Genomic DNA, 17,459 nt, shown 5'->3' with positions numbered 1-17,459 from the left:
GTCTGACGGTCTGACGCTCAAGCCACCCGCACGATGCGTCCGGCGGCCCCGTCGACCTCGACGATGTGGCCGGTACGCAGCACCCGGCTGGCGGTCTTCGATCCCACCACGCACGGTATGCCGAACTCCCGGGCGATGATCGCCGCGTGCGACATCGTGGCCCCGGTACTCATGACGACGGCGGCCGCGTAGGTGAAGTACGGGGTCCAGCCGACGTCGACGCTGTCGGCGACCAGGATTTCGCCGGGACTCAGTTGGTGCAGTGATTCCACGGTCACCACCCGCACCCGACCGGTGGCGGAGCCGACAGACGCCGGTATTCCGGAAAGCGCTTCGCCACATCCGATTTCGGGAACGGTCTCCGGACTCGGCGTCCAGGTCCCGACGAAGTCCAGCGGTGGCCGTTCGCGCTCCAGACGCGCCCGCTCGGCCCTCCGACGCAGTACCAGGTACCGGACGTCGAGCGGAGGCCACAGCAGTTCGTCGAGCACGAGGTAGAACACGTCGTCGGGGTCGACGATGACGCCCTGCGCCACCAGCCGCGCTCCCAGTTCTCGGGCAGCGAGCCGATATTCATGGGTGAGGCGGATCGCGGCGTCGCGTCCGCGTTCCCTGGCCCGCTGGAACCACGCCCCGACCCAGGTCAGCAATCGCACCCAAGGCGACATCGCCGGCTCGGGCACTCGGCGTCGGGCAGCGCTCGCGAGCTTGCCGACCACCTCCAGCAGCACTGCCGGGTCGTCGGCGTAGACCGGGTTGGCCAGCTCGCTCTCCCCCGGTCCCCGGTGGCCCCACGCGGCGACCACATCATCGAGTCGCGCAACGAACTCCGGGCGTTGCGTCCTCAGCAGTTCGATGGCCGACGCGGATAGGTGTTCACCGAGGATGGTCACGATCGAGGCGTCCGACGCGACATCGGCGGCCAGCGAACGGGTGGCCACGGTGAGACCAGCGCTCGCCAATTTCTCCATCCCGCCGAAGAATTCGGTGGACAGGGAGCGGCGGGCCAGGATCTCCAGAACGCCGGTGAACGACACTGAGGCCAGGGTGATGAGTGCCGCCGTGGCCCAGGCGTCGACGACTTCGTCGTGCAGACAACGCATTTCGTCGCGCAGCTGCACGTCGGACCGGCCGCGGTAATGGGCGGCACCGCGCTGCCGGCTGCGCGCGTCGGCGTCCATCCGCTTGGTTTCGGTACCGGAGGATGCCACGAACACCAGCAGCCGCGGCAACCGGCGCGCCTTCGCCCACAGCCCCGCCCGCGCGGTCTCGGAGCCATTGTCGTAATGGTCGGCGCCGAACAGCTTGTCACGCCAGCCCGCCGGTCCAGCGGCGGGAAGTACGGCGCCGGCCGCGAACAGCACGGTGAGGTTGGCGTAGATGCGGTGGCCGAAGGCCCCGGTCTGCTCCTCGATGACCGCGCGGCGCAGCTCACCGTCCACGCTCATCGCCTCGACCGCGTGCACTCCCATCGCCCGCATGCCGTCGAGCGAGAGCTCCAGCGACAGCGGTGTCATCGGCCCCGGAAACGCCTCGGTGGTGTTCACCGCGGTGTACGCGGGCCAGCGTGGGTCGATGTCGGTGTCGAATTCGCCGCGGGCCTCGCTGGCCGGGTGTCGAAATGCCGGCGCACGGGTGGGCACACGCGCCCACGGGTAACGCCACGGCAGCCGAATCTGCCTACCGTGCACGACGATGTGGGCCCGGTTGGCCTTGGCGAAGTCCTGCACGCATTCGGCCGCAGACCACCCGGGCCGGAAGCCGAACGCGCTCAGCCGGGTGGTGTCGAGCACCGGCTGGTCCTCGCCGGCAAGTTCGAGGTACGGCTTGCCCAGCAGCGCGGCCACCTGCCGTAGCGGCAGCGGATCGGCGGCCAGGCCCACCGCCCCGGCCCAGTCCGGGTTGTCGACGGCATCGGCGATGAAGCGCGCGACGTCGTCGTGGTGAATGAACTGCACCGTGTTGGGCCGGTTCCTGGCCCCGACGATGACGGGTACGGCGTAACGCTGTCGTGCCGCACCAGCCGAATCCCGGCCCAGTACCGGGGCCAGCTCGACGCGCAGCTCGGCGTCCCGTGTCACCGTGATGACGCAGGACGCGAGTCGGAGGACGACGGCGGGGACAACGGAGCTGCCCGCCTCGGACAGGTGGTGTCCCCTGCGCCGCAGTTCCGCCCGGATAGCGGCGTCGGCGCCGTCGCAGGTACCGCTGACCACAACACGCATCCCAATCAGTGTGCGGCGGCCGCAGGCGGGCTGTCAGTCGATTTGCTCAGGATCGTCGGCCTGGGGTTTTCGGTGTCAGCCCGCGGTCTTATCGTGTGTGTCGATGGCACTGCACCTGCACCGGGCCGAGCGCACCGATCTGCTCGCCGACGGACTGGCCGGTCTGCTGTCGCAACCTCCGTCCGATCCGTTCGCCCAGGACCTCGTGCTGGTCCCGGCCAAGGGCGTGGAGCGCTGGCTGAGTCAGCGGCTGTCGAACCGGCTCGGGGTGTGCGCGGCCGTCGAGTTCCGCAACCCGCGTTCGCTGATCGCTGAGCTGACCGGGACAACAGATGAGGATCCCTGGTCGGCCGATGCAATGGCCTGGCCCCTGCTGGCGGTCATCGACGACAACCTGGATCAGCCGTGGTGTCAGCCGGTGGCCACACACCTCGGGCATTTCGAGACCGGTGACGAGTATGAGCTGCGTCAGGGCCGGCGCTATGCGGTGGCCCGCCGGTTGGCCGGGCTGTTCGCCTCCTACGCGCGGCAGCGCCCGCAACTTCTGGTCGACTGGGCCGACCTGCCCGACGACCTGGCCTGGCAGGCCCCGCTATGGCAGGCGCTGGTCGAGCGGATCGGCGCCGAGCCGCCGCACATCCGGCACGCGAAAACCCTTGCCCGACTGACCGAATCACCCAGTGGTCTGCCTGAGCGGCTGTCGTTGTTCGGGCATACCCGGCTGCCGGTGGCCGAGATCGAACTGCTCACCGCGCTGGCCACCCATCACGATCTGCATCTGTGGCTGCCGCACCCCAGTGACGACCTGTGGCAGTCGCTGACCGCGCACACCGGACCGCTGTCCCGTCGTGACGACAGCAGCCACCGCGACGTGGGCCACCCGCTGCTGGCCACCCTCGGCCGCGATCTCCGCGAGCTACAGCGCGGCCTGCCCGTCCCGGACACCGACGAATATCTCAGCGGCACCGGCTATCCCGACACCGTGCTGGGCTGGTTGCAGTCCGATATCGCCGCCAACGCGGTGCGCCCGGCCGGGCGGGTGCCCCGTCGCGAGGACCGCTCGGTGCAGGTGCACAGCTGCCACGGCCCGGCCCGGCAGATCGAAGTGCTGCGGGAGGTGCTGCTGGGCCTGCTCGCCGACGATCCGAGCCTCGAGCCACGCGACATCCTGGTGATGTGCCCCGACATCGAGACGTACGCGCCGCTGATCACGGCGGGGTTCGGGTTGGGCGATGTGGTGCGCGGCGCACATCCGGCGCACAAGCTGCGGGTGCGGTTGGCCGATCGTGCTCTGGTGCAGACGAATCCGCTGCTGTCGGTGGCGGCGTCGGTGTTGGCCCTGGCCGGCGGGCGGGCCACCGCGAGCGAGGTGCTCAATCTGGCCGAGTCGGATCCGGTGCGGGCCAGGTTCGGGTTCACCGACGACGATCTGGACGCCATCACCGCCTGGGTGCGTGAGGCCAACATCCGGTGGGGTTTCGATCAGGAGCATCGCAGCCCGTACGGCGTCGAATTCCTGCACAACACCTGGCGTTTCGGTATCGACCGGGTGCTGGCCGGGGTGGCGATGTCCGACGATTCGCACGCCTGGCTGGGCACGACGCTGCCGCTCGACGATGTCAGCAGCAACCGCGTCGAGTTGGCCGGCCGGTTCGCCGAGTTCGTGGGAAGGCTCAGGCACGCTGTCGATCAGCTCAGCGGGGTCCGCCCCCTCGGTGAGTGGTTGTCGGCGCTGAGCACCGGGATCGAAGCGCTCGCCTCCTCCGACGAGGAGTGGCCCGCCGCCCAGGTGCAGCGCGAGTTCGCCGAGATCACCGAGGCTGCAGGCGCGGCCGCGACGCCCATGCGGCTCAGTGACATCCGCGCACTGCTGGACCGGCATTTGGCCGGCCGCCCGACGCGGGCCAACTTCCGCACCGGAACCCTGACGGTGTGCACCATGGTGCCGATGCGCTCGGTGCCGCACCGGGTGGTGTGCCTAGTCGGGTTGGACGACGGGGTGTTCCCGCGGCTGGGGGCCGTCGACGGCGACGACGTCCTGGCTCGTGACCCGCGCACCGGCGAGCGCGACATCCGTTCCGAGGACCGCCAGTTGCTGCTCGACGCGATCGGGGCGGCCACCCAGACCCTCGTCGTCACCTATACCGGCGCCAACGAATACTCCGGTCAGGCCCGCCCGCCGGCGGTGCCGTTGGCCGAGCTGCTCGACACGCTCAAGATCACCGCCGAGCAACCCGTGGATGTGGTGACCGCACACCCGTTGCAGCCCTTCGATATCCGCAACGTCACCCCCGGCGCCCTGCTGCCCGACGGCCCGTTCACGTTCGACCCCACGGCGCTCACCGCGGCGCAGGCCAGCGCCGGGCAGCGGGCCGACCGGCCGCCGTTCTTCGCCCACCCGCTGCCGGAACCAGCTGCCGCGGATGTCGCGCTGGAGGATCTCGTCACGTTCTTCAAAGATCCGGTGAAGGGCTTCTTCCGGGCGCTGGAGTACACGCTGCCCTGGGATGTGGACGGGGTGTCGGATGTGATGCCGGTCGACATCGACGCTCTGGAGGAATGGACCGTCGGCGATCGCATGCTGAACGACATCCTGCGTGGCATGACCCCGGCCGACGCCCAGCAGGCCGAGTGGCGTCGCGGCACCCTGCCACCCGGACAGTTGGGCTGGCGCCGTGCGATCGCGCTGCGGGATCAATGCGCGCTGCTGGCCGCCGAGGCATTGCGTCATCGCGGCCCCGACCCTCAGGCCTACGACGTCGACATCGATCTGGGCACCGGGAGGCGGCTGACCGGTACGGTCTCCCCCGTGTTCGGCGACCGACTGGTGTCGGTGACGTATTCCAAGCTCGACGGCAAGCACCTGCTGCAATCCTGGGTTCCGTTGTTGGCGTTGGCCGCCGGGCAACCGGGGCGGGACTGGTCGGCGGTGTGCATCGGGCGGCCCCGGCGCGGTGACAATCCACGCGTCGAAGGGCTGGGCCGCCCCGATGATGCGGTCGCGCTGCTGGCCGATCTGGTGGCCATCTACGACGCGGGCCGCCGGGAGCCGTTGCCGCTGCCCATCAAGACGTCCTATGCGTGGGCGGCCGCGCGGCACGCCGGTGACGACCCGGAGCGGGAAGCCGGATTCCGGTGGCGTAGCTCCAGATTCCCCGGCGAGGATGAGGCGCCCGCGCATGTGCGGGCGTGGGGCCGCGGCGTGCCGTTGAGTCGGCTGGCCGGGCTGGGTGAGTATTCCGAGCGGTTGTGGCTTCCAGTCCTACGGGCCCAGTTGCAGGCCGAGGGACCAACCCGGTGAAGGTCTTCGATCTGGTCGGCCCCTTGCCGGAGAAGAACAGCACCACGGTGCTGGAGGCCAGCGCGGGCACCGGCAAGACGTTCGCGCTGGCCGGGTTGGTGACCCGGCTGGTTGCCGAGGGCGCGGCGACGCTGGATCAGATGCTGCTCATCACGTTCGGCCGGGCCGCGAGCCAGGAGTTGCGTGAGCGGGTGCGCGCGCAGATCGTCGGTGCGCTCGTGGCTTTGGAGGATCCCTCGCGTGCCGACAACGATCTGCTGCGGTATCTGATATCCGAAGATCAGCAGGACCGCGGGCAGCGGCTGCGCGACGCGCTGGCCGGTTTCGATGCCGCGACCATCGCCACCACGCATCAGTTCTGCCAGATCGTGCTGAAATCCCTTGGCGTGGCCGGGGACAGCGATTCGGGTGTGACGCTGGTCGAGAGTCTTGACGAGCTGGTGTGCGAGATCGTGGACGATCTGTATCTCGCCCACTTCGGTGCTCAGCGGGATGTCCCGGAGCTGGGGTATGCCGAGGCCCTGCGGTTGGCCCGCGTCGTGGTGGCCAATCCGGCGACAGAACTGCGCCCGCTGGATCCCGAGCCGGAGTCCCCGGCGGGGATACGGATCGGGTTCGCGCGGGCAGTGCTGGCGGAGTTGGAGATTCGTAAGCGCCGCCGCGGTGTGCTGGGTTATGACGATCTGCTGACCCGCCTGGCCGGAGCGCTGGCGGCGGAGGGCTCGGCGGCCCGGGTACGTATGGCGCAGCGCTGGCCGATCGTGATGGTCGACGAGTTCCAGGACACCGACCCGGTGCAGTGGCAGGTGATCGAGCGGGCCTTCTCCGGGCGTTCCACCCTGATTCTGATCGGCGACCCCAAGCAGGCGATCTACGCGTTCCGCGGTGGGGATATCGACACCTATCTGCGGGCCGCGGCCACCGCCGGCGACAAGCAGACGCTGGGCATCAACTGGCGCAGCGACAGCGTGCTGGTGGACCGGTTGCAGGCCGTGCTGCGCGGCGCCGAACTCGGCGGCCCGGACATCGTGGTGCACGACGTACAGGCCAACCACCAGGGCCACCGGCTGGCCGGGGCGCCGCACAACGATCCGTTCCGGCTGCGGGTGGTGACGCGGAACCGCACCGGCACCAAGGTGATTCCGATCGCCGATCTACGCGGGCACATCGGCAAGGACCTGGCCGCCGACATCGGTGCGCTGTTGACCAGCGGCGCCACCTTCGACGGGAACAAAGTGCAGGCCCGCGACATCGCGGTGATCGTCGAGACCCACAAGGATGCCCGGGCCTGCCACACCGCGCTGATGGAGGCCGGTATCCCTGCGGTCTACACCGGGGATTCGGATGTGTTCAATTCCGAGGCCGCCGAGGACTGGCTGTATCTACTGGAAGCGTTCGACCAACCGCACCGACCCGGGCTGGTGCGCGCCGCGGCGGCCACGATGTTCTTCGGGGAGACCGCCGAAACCCTTGCCGCGGGCGGGGATGCGTTGACCGACCGGATCGCTGACACGCTCCGCACCTGGGCCGGTCACGCCCGCGAGCGCGGTGTGGCGGCGATCTTCGAGGCCGCGCAACTGGCCGGCATGGGCAAGCGCGTGCTGTCCTGGCAGGGCGGTGAACGGTTGATGACCGACCTGTCCCACGTGACCCAACTGCTCGGCGACACCGCGCACCGGGAGGGGTTCGGGTTGGCAGCGCTGCGGGACTGGCTGCGCACGCAGCGCTCCGAGGGCGGCGGCACGTCCGAGCGCAACCGTCGCCTGGACAGCGATGCCGCGGCGGTCCAGATCATGACGGTGTGGGTGAGCAAGGGCCTGCAGTTCCCGATCGTGTATCTGCCGTTCGCGTTCAATCGGTATGTGCCGGAGCCGGATCTGGTGTTGTTCCACGACGCAGGGGTGCGCTGCCTGCAGGTCGGCGGGCCGGACCCGGCGGTGACCCGGGCCGGGCGGGCCGAGGCGGCCGCCGATGACAGCCGCCTCACCTATGTGGCGATGACGCGGGCCCAGTCCCAGGTGGTGGCGTGGTGGGCACCGTCGAACGACGAGCCGAACGGCGGCCTGTCGCGTCTGCTGCGCGGGCGCACCCCCGGCCAGGCCGCGGTACCCGACCGATGCGCGCCGGCCAAGGTCTCCGATGACGATGCGCTGGCCCGGTTGCGGGCCTGGGAGGCCGCGGGTGGTCCGGCGTTGGAGGAGTCGCTGATCTTTCCGGCGCCACCGGTGCCCGCCCCGGCGATACCAGATGATCTGGCGGCGAGGCATTTTCATCGCTCCATCGACACCGCGTGGCGGCGCACCTCGTACTCGGGGCTGCTGCGTGCGGCCGAGGACGACGGGAACTCCGGGGTGTCCAGCGAGCCGGAGGTCGCCGAGCTCGATGACGAGTCGACCGACATCGCCGTCGTCGCCCCCGCCCAGGGTGCCGATGTCCCCTCCCCGATGGCGGCGCTGCCGACCGGGGCCGCATTCGGCTCGCTCGTGCACGCGGTACTGGAGACCGCCGACCCGCTGGCCGCCGATCTGACGGCCGAGCTCGAGGTCGAGGTACGCCGCCACGCGGCCCACTGGCCGGTCGAGGTGTCAGCCGACGAGCTGGCCGCGGCGCTGCTGCCGATGCACGACACCCCGCTGGGCCCGTTGGCGCCCGGCGTGACGCTGCGCCAGATTGGGTTGCGGGACCGCCTGTGCGAGCTGGACTTCGAGTTCCCGATGGCCGGCGGTGATCTGCGCGGGGGCGAGTTCGCGCGGCTGGCCGACGTCGGGGAGCTGCTCGATGAACACCTCCCGGACGACGATCCGATGGCCGTCTACGCCGAGCGGTTGTCGACGGGGCTGCTGGGCCGCCAGCCGCTGCGCGGGTATTTGTCCGGTTCGGTCGATGTGGTGCTGCGGATCGGGGAGCGCTTCGTCGTCGTCGACTACAAGACCAATTGGCTGGGCACCGGTGACGAGCCGCTCACCGCCGCTGATTACGGGCGGGACCGGATGGTCGAGGCCATGCTGCACTCGGACTATCCGCTGCAGGCGTTGCTGTACAGCGTTGTGCTGCACCGGTTCCTGAGTTGGCGGCTACCGGACTACGACCCGGGCACCCATCTGGGCGGGGTGATGTACCTGTTCGTGCGGGGGATGTGCGGGGCACAGACGCCCGTCGTCGACGGACACCCGGCCGGGGTGTTCAGCTGGGAGCCGCCCGCGGCGCTGGTGATCGCGATGTCGGAGCTACTGGATCAGGGAGCCTCGTGATGCTGGATGCGTTCGCCGAGATCCTGGAACCCGCCGATGTGCATGTGGCCCAACGGTTGAGCTCGCTGGCCGAGAGCACCGACCCGTCCGTCGAGCTGGCCCTGGCGCTGGCAGTGCGGGCACTGCGCGGCGGGTCGGTATGTGTGGATCTGCGTTCGGTGGCCGAACAGTCTCAGTTGCCGGAGCTGCCGTGGCCGCAGGCCGACGAGTGGCTGGCGGCGGTGGCGGCCAGCCCGCTGCTCGGCGCTCCCCCGGTGGTGCGGTTGTTCGGGGACCTGCTGTACCTCGACCGGTACTGGTTGGAGGAACAGCAGGTCTGCGATGACGTGCTGGCCTTGGTGGGTGCTCGACCCGGCGGCTCGGCGCCCGACGTGGCGCGGTTGTTCCCGCCGGGATTCGAGGAGCAGCGGGCCGCGGCGACCGTGGCGTTGTCGCAGGGGCTCACGGTGCTGACCGGCGGGCCCGGCACCGGCAAGACCACCACGGTGGCCCGGTTGTTGGCGCTGCTGGCCGAGCAGGCCGCGCTGGCCGGCCGCCCGTCCCTGCGGATCGCGCTGGCGGCGCCGACCGGTAAGGCGGCGGCCCGATTGCAGGAGGCCGTGCAGCTCGAGGTGAACCGGCTGGATGCCGTGGACCGGGAGCGGATCTCGGGCCTGCAGGCCACCACGCTGCACCGGCTGCTGGGGCCGCGCCCGGACACGTCGTCGCGGTTCCGCCATCACCGGGCGAATCGGTTGCCGCACGACGTGATCGTCGTCGACGAGACCTCGATGGTGTCGCTGACCATGATGGCCCGGTTGTTGGAGGCGGTGCGACCGCAAACCCGGCTGTTACTGGTCGGGGACCCTGATCAGCTCGCGTCGGTGGAAGCCGGCGCGGTGCTGGCCGATCTGGTCGACGGGCTGGGGTCGCGCGGGGTGGCAGCGCTGCAAACCTCGCACCGGTTCGGTGAGTCGATCGGCGCGCTGGCGTCAGCAATCCGGGCCGGGGACGCCTCGGGCGCGGTGGAGGTGCTGGCGGCCGGCGGCGAGCATGTGGAGTGGGTGTCCTCGGAGGCAGGCGAGCGGCTGCGGGAAGTGCTTGTGCCGCATGCCCTGGCGCTGCGGCAGGCGGCGATGCTGGGGGATGCGGGCGCGGCGCTGGCCATCCTCGACGAGCACCGGTTGTTGTGCGCGCACCGGCACGGTCCGTTCGGTGTCGCGCAATGGAACCGTCAGGTGCAGCGCTGGCTGGCCGAGGCGACCGGGGAGCCCATGTGGGCGTCGTGGTACGTGGGGCGGCCAGTCCTGGTGACAGCCAACGACTATGGGCTCAAGCTCTACAACGGCGACACCGGCGTCACGATTGCCACCCCGGACGGGTTGCGCGCCATCGTGGGTGGGACCGTGGGCGGGTCCGCGTCATTCGCGACCGGCCGGCTCACCGAGGTGGAGACCATGCACGCCATGACGATCCACAAGTCCCAGGGCAGCCAGGCTGACGAGGTGACCGTGCTGCTACCGCCGGAAGACTCCCGCTTGTTGACCAGGGAGTTGTTCTATACCGCGGTCACCCGGGCCAAGACGCGGGTTCGCGTCGTGGGTTCCGAGGCGGAGATTCGCGCAGCCATCGCCCGGCAGGCAGTCCGAGCGACCGGCCTGCGAAAGCGGCTGAAGCTCTAAACGGCGCGTCCGGCGAAAAATGCGCCGGAAATGAGGCCGATCACGAGTGCCAGGGTGGGCAAGCCCATCGCGACAGCCGTGACGACGCCGGCGACCGCGCCGATGCCGAGCACCAGCAGAAGTACGCCCACAAATGCACCGACCATTGCACGCCCTTTCCTATGACAGCGATCACAATGTACATCGTTCGTGGGCTGAATCACATACGGATCGCGCACCAATTCGGTTAACGATTTCGCGGCAAAATGTATAGCTGAGCTTGGTATATGCCTTGTTCAGCGGATGCCAGCGAACTCGAGCGCGGCGCTATCCGGCACCCGAGACGCTCAACGCCGAGAACACCAGCGCGTTGAGGGCCACGAGGGCCAGCAACGAGATGGCGAAGGCGCGCCCCCATCGGTTTCTGGGTGCGGCGAACGGCAAAACCAGGGCCGAGAAAAGGCTCAGTGGCACGGAGATGAGGACGCCGAAGACGATCCCGTAGCCGTGCGGATCGGTGGCCGGGTCCGTGTCGAAGGCCGAACTCAGCATCGCGAAGACGATGAGAGCCCACAGCGCCGCGGCGCCGGCGCCGATCAACCCGGCGAAACAGCGGATGGCCAGCACGGCCTGGTAGTTGCGCTGGGCCGCCGACGTGGGCGGGACATACCCCTGGGGCATATAACCCTGGGGTACATACGCCTGGGGCCCGTACCGGTCGACCCACTCGTGCGGGTATTCCTCTGGCGGCGTCTCGTCCACGGCCACGGCACCCCCCGGTTTGGCGTCCTCACCAGGATATGGGCCGAATCGTGGGGCGGCAGGCACCGGTTTTCGTTCGTCAGACGGTCATCGGAACAGACTGTCCGGCCAGCGGTTCGTACACCGCGTACTGGAACAGGGCATCCAGGATCGGCCCGACCAGCCCGTCCCACGGTGTCGCCTGCACCGGCTCGGTCGAGGTGAACGGCAGCACCACCGCGGTGGCGGTGCCTGACGAGGTCGGGATGTCGATGCTCTGCTGTGGTTCACCGCCGATGCCGTCGTCGGTGCCGTCGTACATGTCGTTGATCCAGCCGGCGGCAATCGCCTTGATCGCCGCGGTGTTCTGCGGTTGCGAGAAGCCGGCGATGAGGTACTCCGCGAACTGCAAGATGACGTTGCCGCCCTGCATGCCGTCGATGTGCCGCCCACCGACCAGCATCACGCAATTGAACTGCCCGGGCCGGGCGGCCTGCAGTTCGTCCCCGACGGTGCCGTTGCGATTCCACACATACCGTTCGGATGAAATGAGCAGCACCGGGCGGTAATTGGCGCCGCTCAGGTCGTCCAGCGCCTCGGGCATGTCGTTGTGGGTGTCCACCGCGTCGAGCAGCACCACCCCGGCCAGGTCGTCGACCGCGCCGTTGTCGACCATGCGTCCGGCGGCGCCGGTCACCAGCATCCCGCCCAGGGAATGGCCGACCAGGACGAACTTGGACGGCAGCGTGACGGGGTGGCCGGCCGCCGCACTGGCGCTCGCGGTCAGTTCGGTCCGGTCGCCGGCGAACAGGTCGGCGACGGACTGCTGCATCGGTTCTCCGCCGATCCAATCGCCGCTGGGGTCGAACAGGTTTGACGACAATGTCGGTACGACGACGATGCTGTTGGTCTCCTCGGCCAGGTATGCCGCGGTGTAGCTGTACATCGGGCCGGTGGCCATGAACCCGTGTTGTAGATAGATGACACCGGTGGCCGAGTCCGGGTCCTCGGGGAAGTACCAGTCGGCCCGCACCGTTTGGTTGGTACCCGGCATGTCCAGCGTCGAGCTGCGGACGGTGACGGCGCTGCCCGGCGGGAGCACCGGCGGGCCCGAGAACACCTGCAGCGCAGCGCCGACCACGTTGAACACCAATGAGCCGACGATGTTGACCAGCGGTACCAATCTCTGCTCGATCGCGGGAGTGCTGATGGCCGCGGCCAGTTGGGCGATCGGTCGCGAGGTCTGAGTGTTCGACGCCCGGTCAGTGATGTCGGCGAGCACGGTGCGACTCTGCACAGCGACGTGGTCGACGACCGTGTTCACCTGCACGAGCGGCGCCTTCGCATCAACGGGGTGGGTGATGGCGTCGATCGCGTCGGCGATGTCTGGTGCGGCGTGCTCGGCTGCGGTGGCGTTGGCGGCTTCGGGCACCTTCGGCACTACACGTTTCGTGGTGGGCTTGGACCTCGGAAGTGATTGCGCGGTCCGGGTTCCGGTCTCGATGCCGTCGACCGCCTTGGACAGCGGTCTCGGCAGAGACAGGCGCAGGCGCTCCCGCGGCGACACGTCGTCAGCCTTCGCGTCGACATCCTTCGCGTCGGCCCGGCGCAGCTTGTCCTTGCGCAGGCCGAAGCGTGCGGGCTCGTCGCGTCGCGTCGACGATTTGTCAGAGTCGTTGGCGGACTGCGTCGTTGATTTCCCGCCGCCAGGATCGGCGTGCGCCGTCGTAACCGTGGCCGCGATCAACCCCATCCACAGGGCGGCCACCAACACGACCCACCCCATCGCCGGCACCGCTTTGATTGCAATCCCCCGTTTGATCACGCCCGCACGCTAACCGGCGGCAGCGACCGCCCGGACCGAAATAGAACAAATTGGTAGAAATGTTTCTTTAATGCTGCGGAAGCCGCGGTGCCCCGTCCGGCATACTGAAACTCCGATTACGCCGCCGAGCAGGACAGTCGATTGTCAGCACCAGAACGCCGACCCCGCGGGCGCCCGGTGGGCGGCGGCAACAGCGCCGAGCAGGCTCGCGAAGTGCTGATGGATGCCGCCGAGCACCTGTTCACCACGCGCGGCTACCGGGCCTCGACCATGGAGGTCATCGCCCGCGAGGCCGGCTATTCGCGTACCGCCATCTACCGTCAGTTCGCCAACCGCAACGAGTTGATCGCGGCGATGGTGCAACGCACCACGCAGCGGCACATGGCCTCGATCCTGATGCGCATCCCCGAGAACGCCAGGCCGATCGAGCTTCTGACCGAGAGCATGGTCATCGTGGCCACCGAACTGGTCGCCGATCCGCTGCTCAACACCATCGCCGACCAGACTGCCGACGGCACGATCGCTTCGTTGATCGCCAAGGACTCGGAACTGACCGAACTGGTGACCGCCACCGTCGAGGGAATCATCGCCGACGACGCCACCCAGTTCCGACCCGGTGTGCACCCGAACGATCTGGCGCAGTTCATCATTGCGACCGCGCTGAGCTTCCTGGTGAACGCTGTGCCGGTACGCAACGACCCGGTGGTGGCGCGGGGCTACATCGAGACGTTCATCCTGCCCGCCATCGTGAAGAAGCCACCACCGCCGCGTCGGGTGTTCTGAGTAGCGCCGCTCATGCGAAGTAGTGCCCGCGGTCGAGATCCTCGACCAGGCCCACTCCGGATGGCCGCCAGCTGAACCGTTGCCGGGTCAGCGCACTGGATGCCGGGACGTCGAGTGCGAACATGCCGCCGATCCACCCGAAGTGTTCGAAGGCGTGCTCAAGCGGGACCGTGGTCACCGGCAGTCCGAGGTGGCGGCCGATGGCAGTGGCGATGTCGCGGCCCGCAACACCCTCCTCGGCCACCGCATGCAGGACTGTCCCAGAAGGCGCCCGCTCGACGGCCAGCCGGAACAGTGGGGCCGCGTCGAGGCGGTGCACGGCCGGCCACCGGTTGGCGCCCTCACCTATGTAGGCCGAGACGCCTTTCTCCCGGGCGACTTGGATCAGCCGTGGCACGAATCCGTGATCACCCTCTCCGTGCGTCGTCGGTGACAGGCGCACGATCGAGGCCCGCACACCCTTGTCGGCGAAGGCCAGCACCGCAGGCTCGGAGTGCCGGGGCAGACCGGGTTGAAACGCGTCGTTCTCGGTCAGTACGCGGCCGGCGCTGTGACCCGCCACGCCGGAGGTGACCACCAGCGGGCGGTCCGAGCCCGCGAGGGTCGTGCCGAGCACCTCGATGGCGCGACGGTCCAGCTCCCCAGCGTCGGCGAAGTCGTCGAAGTCGTGATGGAAGGCGAGGTGGATGACGCCATCGCTGGCGTCGGCGCCGGCGCGCAGGCTGTCGTGATCGTTCAGATCGCCGCGATGGACGCGGGCTCCGGCCGCACTGATCGCGTCGGCCGAGGCGTCGGAGCGCGCCAGGCCGACCACGTGGTGCCCGTGGGCAACGAGATCACGAACCACCGCGTCGCCCACAAAACCGGATGCACCCGTGACGAAAACCTTCATGGAATCCTCCTGATGTCAGTAACTGTCATCACCAGGAACGCGATGACAGTCACTGACATTCCCTAGGATCACATCCATGAGCCGCTGGGAGCCCAACGCGAGCGACCGCCTGCAGGAGGCGGCCCTGCAGCTGTACCTCGAGCGCGGGTTCGACCAGACCACGGTCGCCGAAATCGCCGAGCGGGCCGGGCTGACCGAGCGCACGTACTTCCGGTACTTCACCGACAAGCGCGAGGCACTGTTCGGCGGACAGGCCATGCTCACGGAGCTCTTGGTCACCGCCATCGCCGACGCCCCGGCCGAGGCGTCACCACTGGATGTGGTCGGTGGCGCATTGGCCGCACTCGGCCCGGTATTCGACGGCCGGCGCGGCCATGCCCTGCGCCGGCAGTCCGTCGTCGACGCCAACCCCGCGCTTCAGGAGCGCGAACTGATCAAGCTCGCGACGTTGTCCGCCGAGATGGCCGGGGCGCTGCGTCGCCGCGGCATCGGCGATGCCGCCGCACGCTTGGCCGCCGAAACCGGGATGGCGGTGTTCAAGGTCGCGTTCAGCCGATGGGTGCACGACAGCGCCGGCGTCGGGCTGGCCGAGATCGTCACGTCGACGATGAACGACTTGAAGGCGTTAACCGCCTAGCGCAGCGCGCTGCCCTTGACCCATTCGGTCCACGGCACCGACCAGTCGCCGTTGTTGGTCGGCTTGAGCGGGTCGCCGCCGGTGTTGCGGATCTCGACGATGTCGCCGGGCACTGAGAAGTTGTAGAACCACTCGGCGTTGTCGCCGTTGAGGTTGAGGCAGCCGTGACTGGTGTTGGTGTTGCCTTGGGCCCACACCGTCGCGTTGAGCTGGTGCAGGTAGATGCCGTCAATGCTGATGCGGGTGGCCCACGGGATGGTCGTCTTGTAGCCCAGGCGGGAATTGACCGGCAGACCGTAGGTCGAGGAGTCCATGACCACCGGGTTGGCCTTGTCCATCACGGTGTAGATGCCGCGCGGGGTCCAGAAACTCATCGTCGTACCGGCGATGGTCTCGGTGCCGCCCATGCCCATCGAGGTCGGCATGGTGCGCACGAGCTTGCCGTTCTCGTAGACCTTGACCTGCTTGTCGGTGTCGTCGGCGACGGTGACGTGCGAGGCTCCGATGGTGAACGAGACCTTCTCGTCCTGCGCGCCGTAGAGGTCGTCGCCGAGCTTGGCGCCGTAGATGCCGGCGTCGACGGTGACCTTGGTGCCCGGGGCGTAGTACTTCTCGGGACGCCAGTGCGCGGTCTGGTCGTCGATCCAGTTCCACGAGCCGACGGCCTTGGGCTCGGTGATCACCTTCATCCGGTTCTCAGCGGTGGCCTTGTCGGTGACCGGCTCGTCGAAGCGGGCGACGATCACCATGCCGACGCCGTAGGTGGCGCCGTCCTGCAGCGAGGCGTACGAGGTGCCGTTGAGGTAGACGCGGGCCTGGTAGCCGGGGGTGAGGGTGGAGAAGGTGGTGGTCCTGCGGGTCGGCATGCCGCCGGGGCCGCGTGCGTCGACCTTCAACGTGTAGGTGCGTCCGTAGCCGAGCGTGGTGGTCGGCTTCCAGGTCCTGGCATCGGGGGTGAGGACGCCGGGGATCTCCTTGCCGGCGTCGTTGACCATCTTCACGCTCGCCACCGTGCCGGTATCGGCCGTGACCATGACCCGGGCCAGCGGGTCCACCTCGGCGTCAGGCTTGGGGATGATGGTCAACTTGGCCGGCTCGGTGGGCGAGGGCTGCGGCACGCCCTGTGGCGGCGCGGCCAACGTCTGGCAGTGCTCGGCGCAGTCCGGCAGGGCCGAGACAACGACACCACCCGACACGGCCAGCACGGCAAGTGCGACCGCCAGGTAGGCACGGCGAACAGACGTCAATTTCACTCCAATGTGGTTCGGCGACGGCCATATTGATCGAGGTTCCGATCAGTGGCCCAATCGTAGCCGGACGGCCTGGTCTTCGGCTCAACGGCTACCCGTTGTGGGCGAGTCGTAATGGTGCTGTTGTCTGCGGTGGCAACACCGTCAGCGGGTGTGACGATTCGCCCTCGCCGGTTCGAAAGTTCGGGGATTGTGAAGCCAGGTCACGAAGGAGGTTCTCGTGATGTGCGGACGGGTCTCGGGCTGGTCGCGCGGTGCGGCTGCGTTGACGGTCATGGCCGCTGCCGCTCTGCAGTCGCCGGCACCGGCCGGCGCGGATCCCGGGGCAACGGCTGTCGTCACTGTCGTGGCCGTCGCCAACGGTGAGCCGGTCAACGGCTACCACGTGATCAACCGCCAACCCTCGCCCAACCTCTCGACATGCCCGGGCCCGTCACCGGCGGCCACGGCCGGCGACATCTACGCGTGTGAGCCAAATCAGGCCTTGGCCCAGGTGTGCTGGCCGAGCCCCGGTTCCGTGCTGTGTGCGGTGGATCCCTGGCGCAAGGAACTTCGCCGGTTCCCCACGCCGGGCGCACTGCCGCCGGTGGATCCGCCGGGTACACCGATGCCGTTCGCGTTGGTCCTCGAGGACGGAACGAGCTGCGTGCTCTCCGGCGGCATCGACTGGGGCGGGCGCAGAGACGGCCTGGTCCCCGCGTACGGATGCGATCCGAGGGTCATATCGCGAGGGGTCCTTATCGATCCCGGCCAGGACTTGGTGTCAGCGATCGACCGCTCGCAGGAACCGTGGGCGGTGCAGGTCGGCCAGTTGGGTCCGCGGGGCACATCGTTTGAGCCTCCGCGCCGGTACACCGTGACGACCGCCTGGTTCGCGGGCAACTGACCCGAGGAGCTCGATTACGGGTTTGCAC

Annotated in this window: 12 protein-coding genes; 6 read left to right on the top strand and 6 right to left on the bottom strand. The window is 68.8% G+C overall.

From position 1 onward, the window contains the following. Nucleotides 1-17: 17 nt before the first annotated feature. Nucleotides 18-2,225: a PEP-utilizing enzyme gene (locus ACZYZ7_RS12250; RefSeq protein ID WP_463741006.1), complete on the bottom strand. Its 2,208-nt coding sequence runs from the start codon at nucleotides 2,223-2,225 to the stop codon at nucleotides 18-20. Between the two features lie 103 nt (nucleotides 2,226-2,328). On the opposite strand from ACZYZ7_RS12250, the gene recC reads away from it, so the two are divergent. From recC to recD, 3 genes are read left to right on the top strand one after another with little or no spacing between them, the layout of a single operon-like run. Beyond that, nucleotides 2,329-5,526 (top strand): exodeoxyribonuclease V subunit gamma, encoded by a 3,198-nt coding sequence (gene recC / locus ACZYZ7_RS12245; protein ID WP_463741005.1) that lies wholly within the window; start codon nucleotides 2,329-2,331, stop codon nucleotides 5,524-5,526. Further along, nucleotides 5,523-8,777, top strand: a complete 3,255-nt coding sequence (recB, locus tag ACZYZ7_RS12240) for an exodeoxyribonuclease V subunit beta (protein WP_463741004.1) — start codon at nucleotides 5,523-5,525, stop codon at nucleotides 8,775-8,777. Before recC ends, recB begins: the two co-directional genes overlap by 4 nt. Beyond that, nucleotides 8,777-10,438 carry an exodeoxyribonuclease V subunit alpha gene (gene recD / locus ACZYZ7_RS12235; protein WP_463741003.1) on the top strand — a complete coding sequence of 554 codons (1,662 nt, stop codon included), beginning with the start codon at nucleotides 8,777-8,779 and terminating at the stop codon, nucleotides 10,436-10,438. Before recB ends, recD begins: the two co-directional genes overlap by 1 nt. Here the strand turns inward: recD and ACZYZ7_RS12230 are convergent. The 3 genes from ACZYZ7_RS12230 to ACZYZ7_RS12220 form a co-directional block, all read right to left on the bottom strand. Further along, the gene (locus tag ACZYZ7_RS12230) at nucleotides 10,435-10,584 is read right to left on the bottom strand and encodes a hypothetical protein (protein ID WP_135452784.1); all 150 of its coding nucleotides are present in this window, start codon (nucleotides 10,582-10,584) and stop codon (nucleotides 10,435-10,437) included. The genes recD and ACZYZ7_RS12230 overlap by 4 nt on opposite strands. A 160-nt stretch (nucleotides 10,585-10,744) precedes the next feature. Continuing rightward, on the bottom strand, nucleotides 10,745-11,179 hold the full coding sequence (locus tag ACZYZ7_RS12225) for a hypothetical protein (RefSeq protein ID WP_463741002.1): 435 nt from the start codon (nucleotides 11,177-11,179) through the stop codon (nucleotides 10,745-10,747). 79 nt (nucleotides 11,180-11,258) lie between these two features. After that, entirely contained in the window at nucleotides 11,259-12,944 is a 1,686-nt protein-coding gene (locus ACZYZ7_RS12220) for a dienelactone hydrolase family protein (RefSeq protein ID WP_463741001.1), read from the bottom strand. Between the two features lie 180 nt (nucleotides 12,945-13,124). Between ACZYZ7_RS12220 and ACZYZ7_RS12215 the strand changes: the two genes are divergently transcribed. Beyond that, nucleotides 13,125-13,766 carry a TetR/AcrR family transcriptional regulator gene (locus ACZYZ7_RS12215; protein WP_450071335.1) on the top strand — a complete coding sequence of 214 codons (642 nt, stop codon included), beginning with the start codon at nucleotides 13,125-13,127 and terminating at the stop codon, nucleotides 13,764-13,766. 10 nt (nucleotides 13,767-13,776) lie between these two features. On the opposite strand, the gene ACZYZ7_RS12210 is transcribed toward ACZYZ7_RS12215, so the two are convergent. Then, nucleotides 13,777-14,658 carry an SDR family oxidoreductase gene (locus ACZYZ7_RS12210; protein ID WP_463741000.1) on the bottom strand — a complete coding sequence of 294 codons (882 nt, stop codon included), beginning with the start codon at nucleotides 14,656-14,658 and terminating at the stop codon, nucleotides 13,777-13,779. A 76-nt stretch (nucleotides 14,659-14,734) separates the two neighbouring features. Here ACZYZ7_RS12210 and ACZYZ7_RS12205 point away from each other — a divergent pair, with 76 nt between their 5' ends. Beyond that, entirely contained in the window at nucleotides 14,735-15,295 is a 561-nt protein-coding gene (locus ACZYZ7_RS12205; RefSeq protein WP_450071337.1) for a TetR family transcriptional regulator, read from the top strand. Here the strand turns inward: ACZYZ7_RS12205 and ACZYZ7_RS12200 are convergent. Next, nucleotides 15,292-16,548: a L,D-transpeptidase gene (locus tag ACZYZ7_RS12200; protein ID WP_450071338.1), complete on the bottom strand. Its 1,257-nt coding sequence runs from the start codon at nucleotides 16,546-16,548 to the stop codon at nucleotides 15,292-15,294. The genes ACZYZ7_RS12205 and ACZYZ7_RS12200 overlap by 4 nt on opposite strands. A gap of 217 nt (nucleotides 16,549-16,765) precedes the next feature. On the opposite strand from ACZYZ7_RS12200, the gene ACZYZ7_RS12195 reads away from it, so the two are divergent. Beyond that, on the top strand, nucleotides 16,766-17,431 hold the full coding sequence (locus tag ACZYZ7_RS12195; RefSeq protein WP_463740999.1) for a hypothetical protein: 666 nt from the start codon (nucleotides 16,766-16,768) through the stop codon (nucleotides 17,429-17,431). Nucleotides 17,432-17,459: the final 28 nt, after the last annotated feature.

The organism is Mycobacterium sp. IDUB_17 (assembly GCF_055419465.1).
Note: the sequence above shows the minus strand (reverse complement) of the source record. Positions and strands in the feature narration are given on the sequence as shown.

What these genes read in the sequence shown, in the direction of transcription:
- ACZYZ7_RS12250 (WP_463741006.1), bottom strand. Translation starts at nt 2,225, where the DNA reads ATGCGTGTTGTGGTCAGCGGTACCTGCGACGGCGCCGACGCCGCTATC.
- recC (WP_463741005.1), top strand. Translation starts at nt 2,329, where the DNA reads ATGGCACTGCACCTGCACCGGGCCGAGCGCACCGATCTGCTCGCCGAC.
- recD (WP_463741003.1), top strand. Translation starts at nt 8,777, where the DNA reads ATGCTGGATGCGTTCGCCGAGATCCTGGAACCCGCCGATGTGCATGTG.
- ACZYZ7_RS12230 (WP_135452784.1), bottom strand. Translation starts at nt 10,584, where the DNA reads ATGGTCGGTGCATTTGTGGGCGTACTTCTGCTGGTGCTCGGCATCGGC.
- ACZYZ7_RS12220 (WP_463741001.1), bottom strand. Translation starts at nt 12,944, where the DNA reads ATGGGGTGGGTCGTGTTGGTGGCCGCCCTGTGGATGGGGTTGATCGCG.
- ACZYZ7_RS12210 (WP_463741000.1), bottom strand. Translation starts at nt 14,658, where the DNA reads ATGAAGGTTTTCGTCACGGGTGCATCCGGTTTTGTGGGCGACGCGGTG.
- ACZYZ7_RS12205 (WP_450071337.1), top strand. Translation starts at nt 14,735, where the DNA reads ATGAGCCGCTGGGAGCCCAACGCGAGCGACCGCCTGCAGGAGGCGGCC.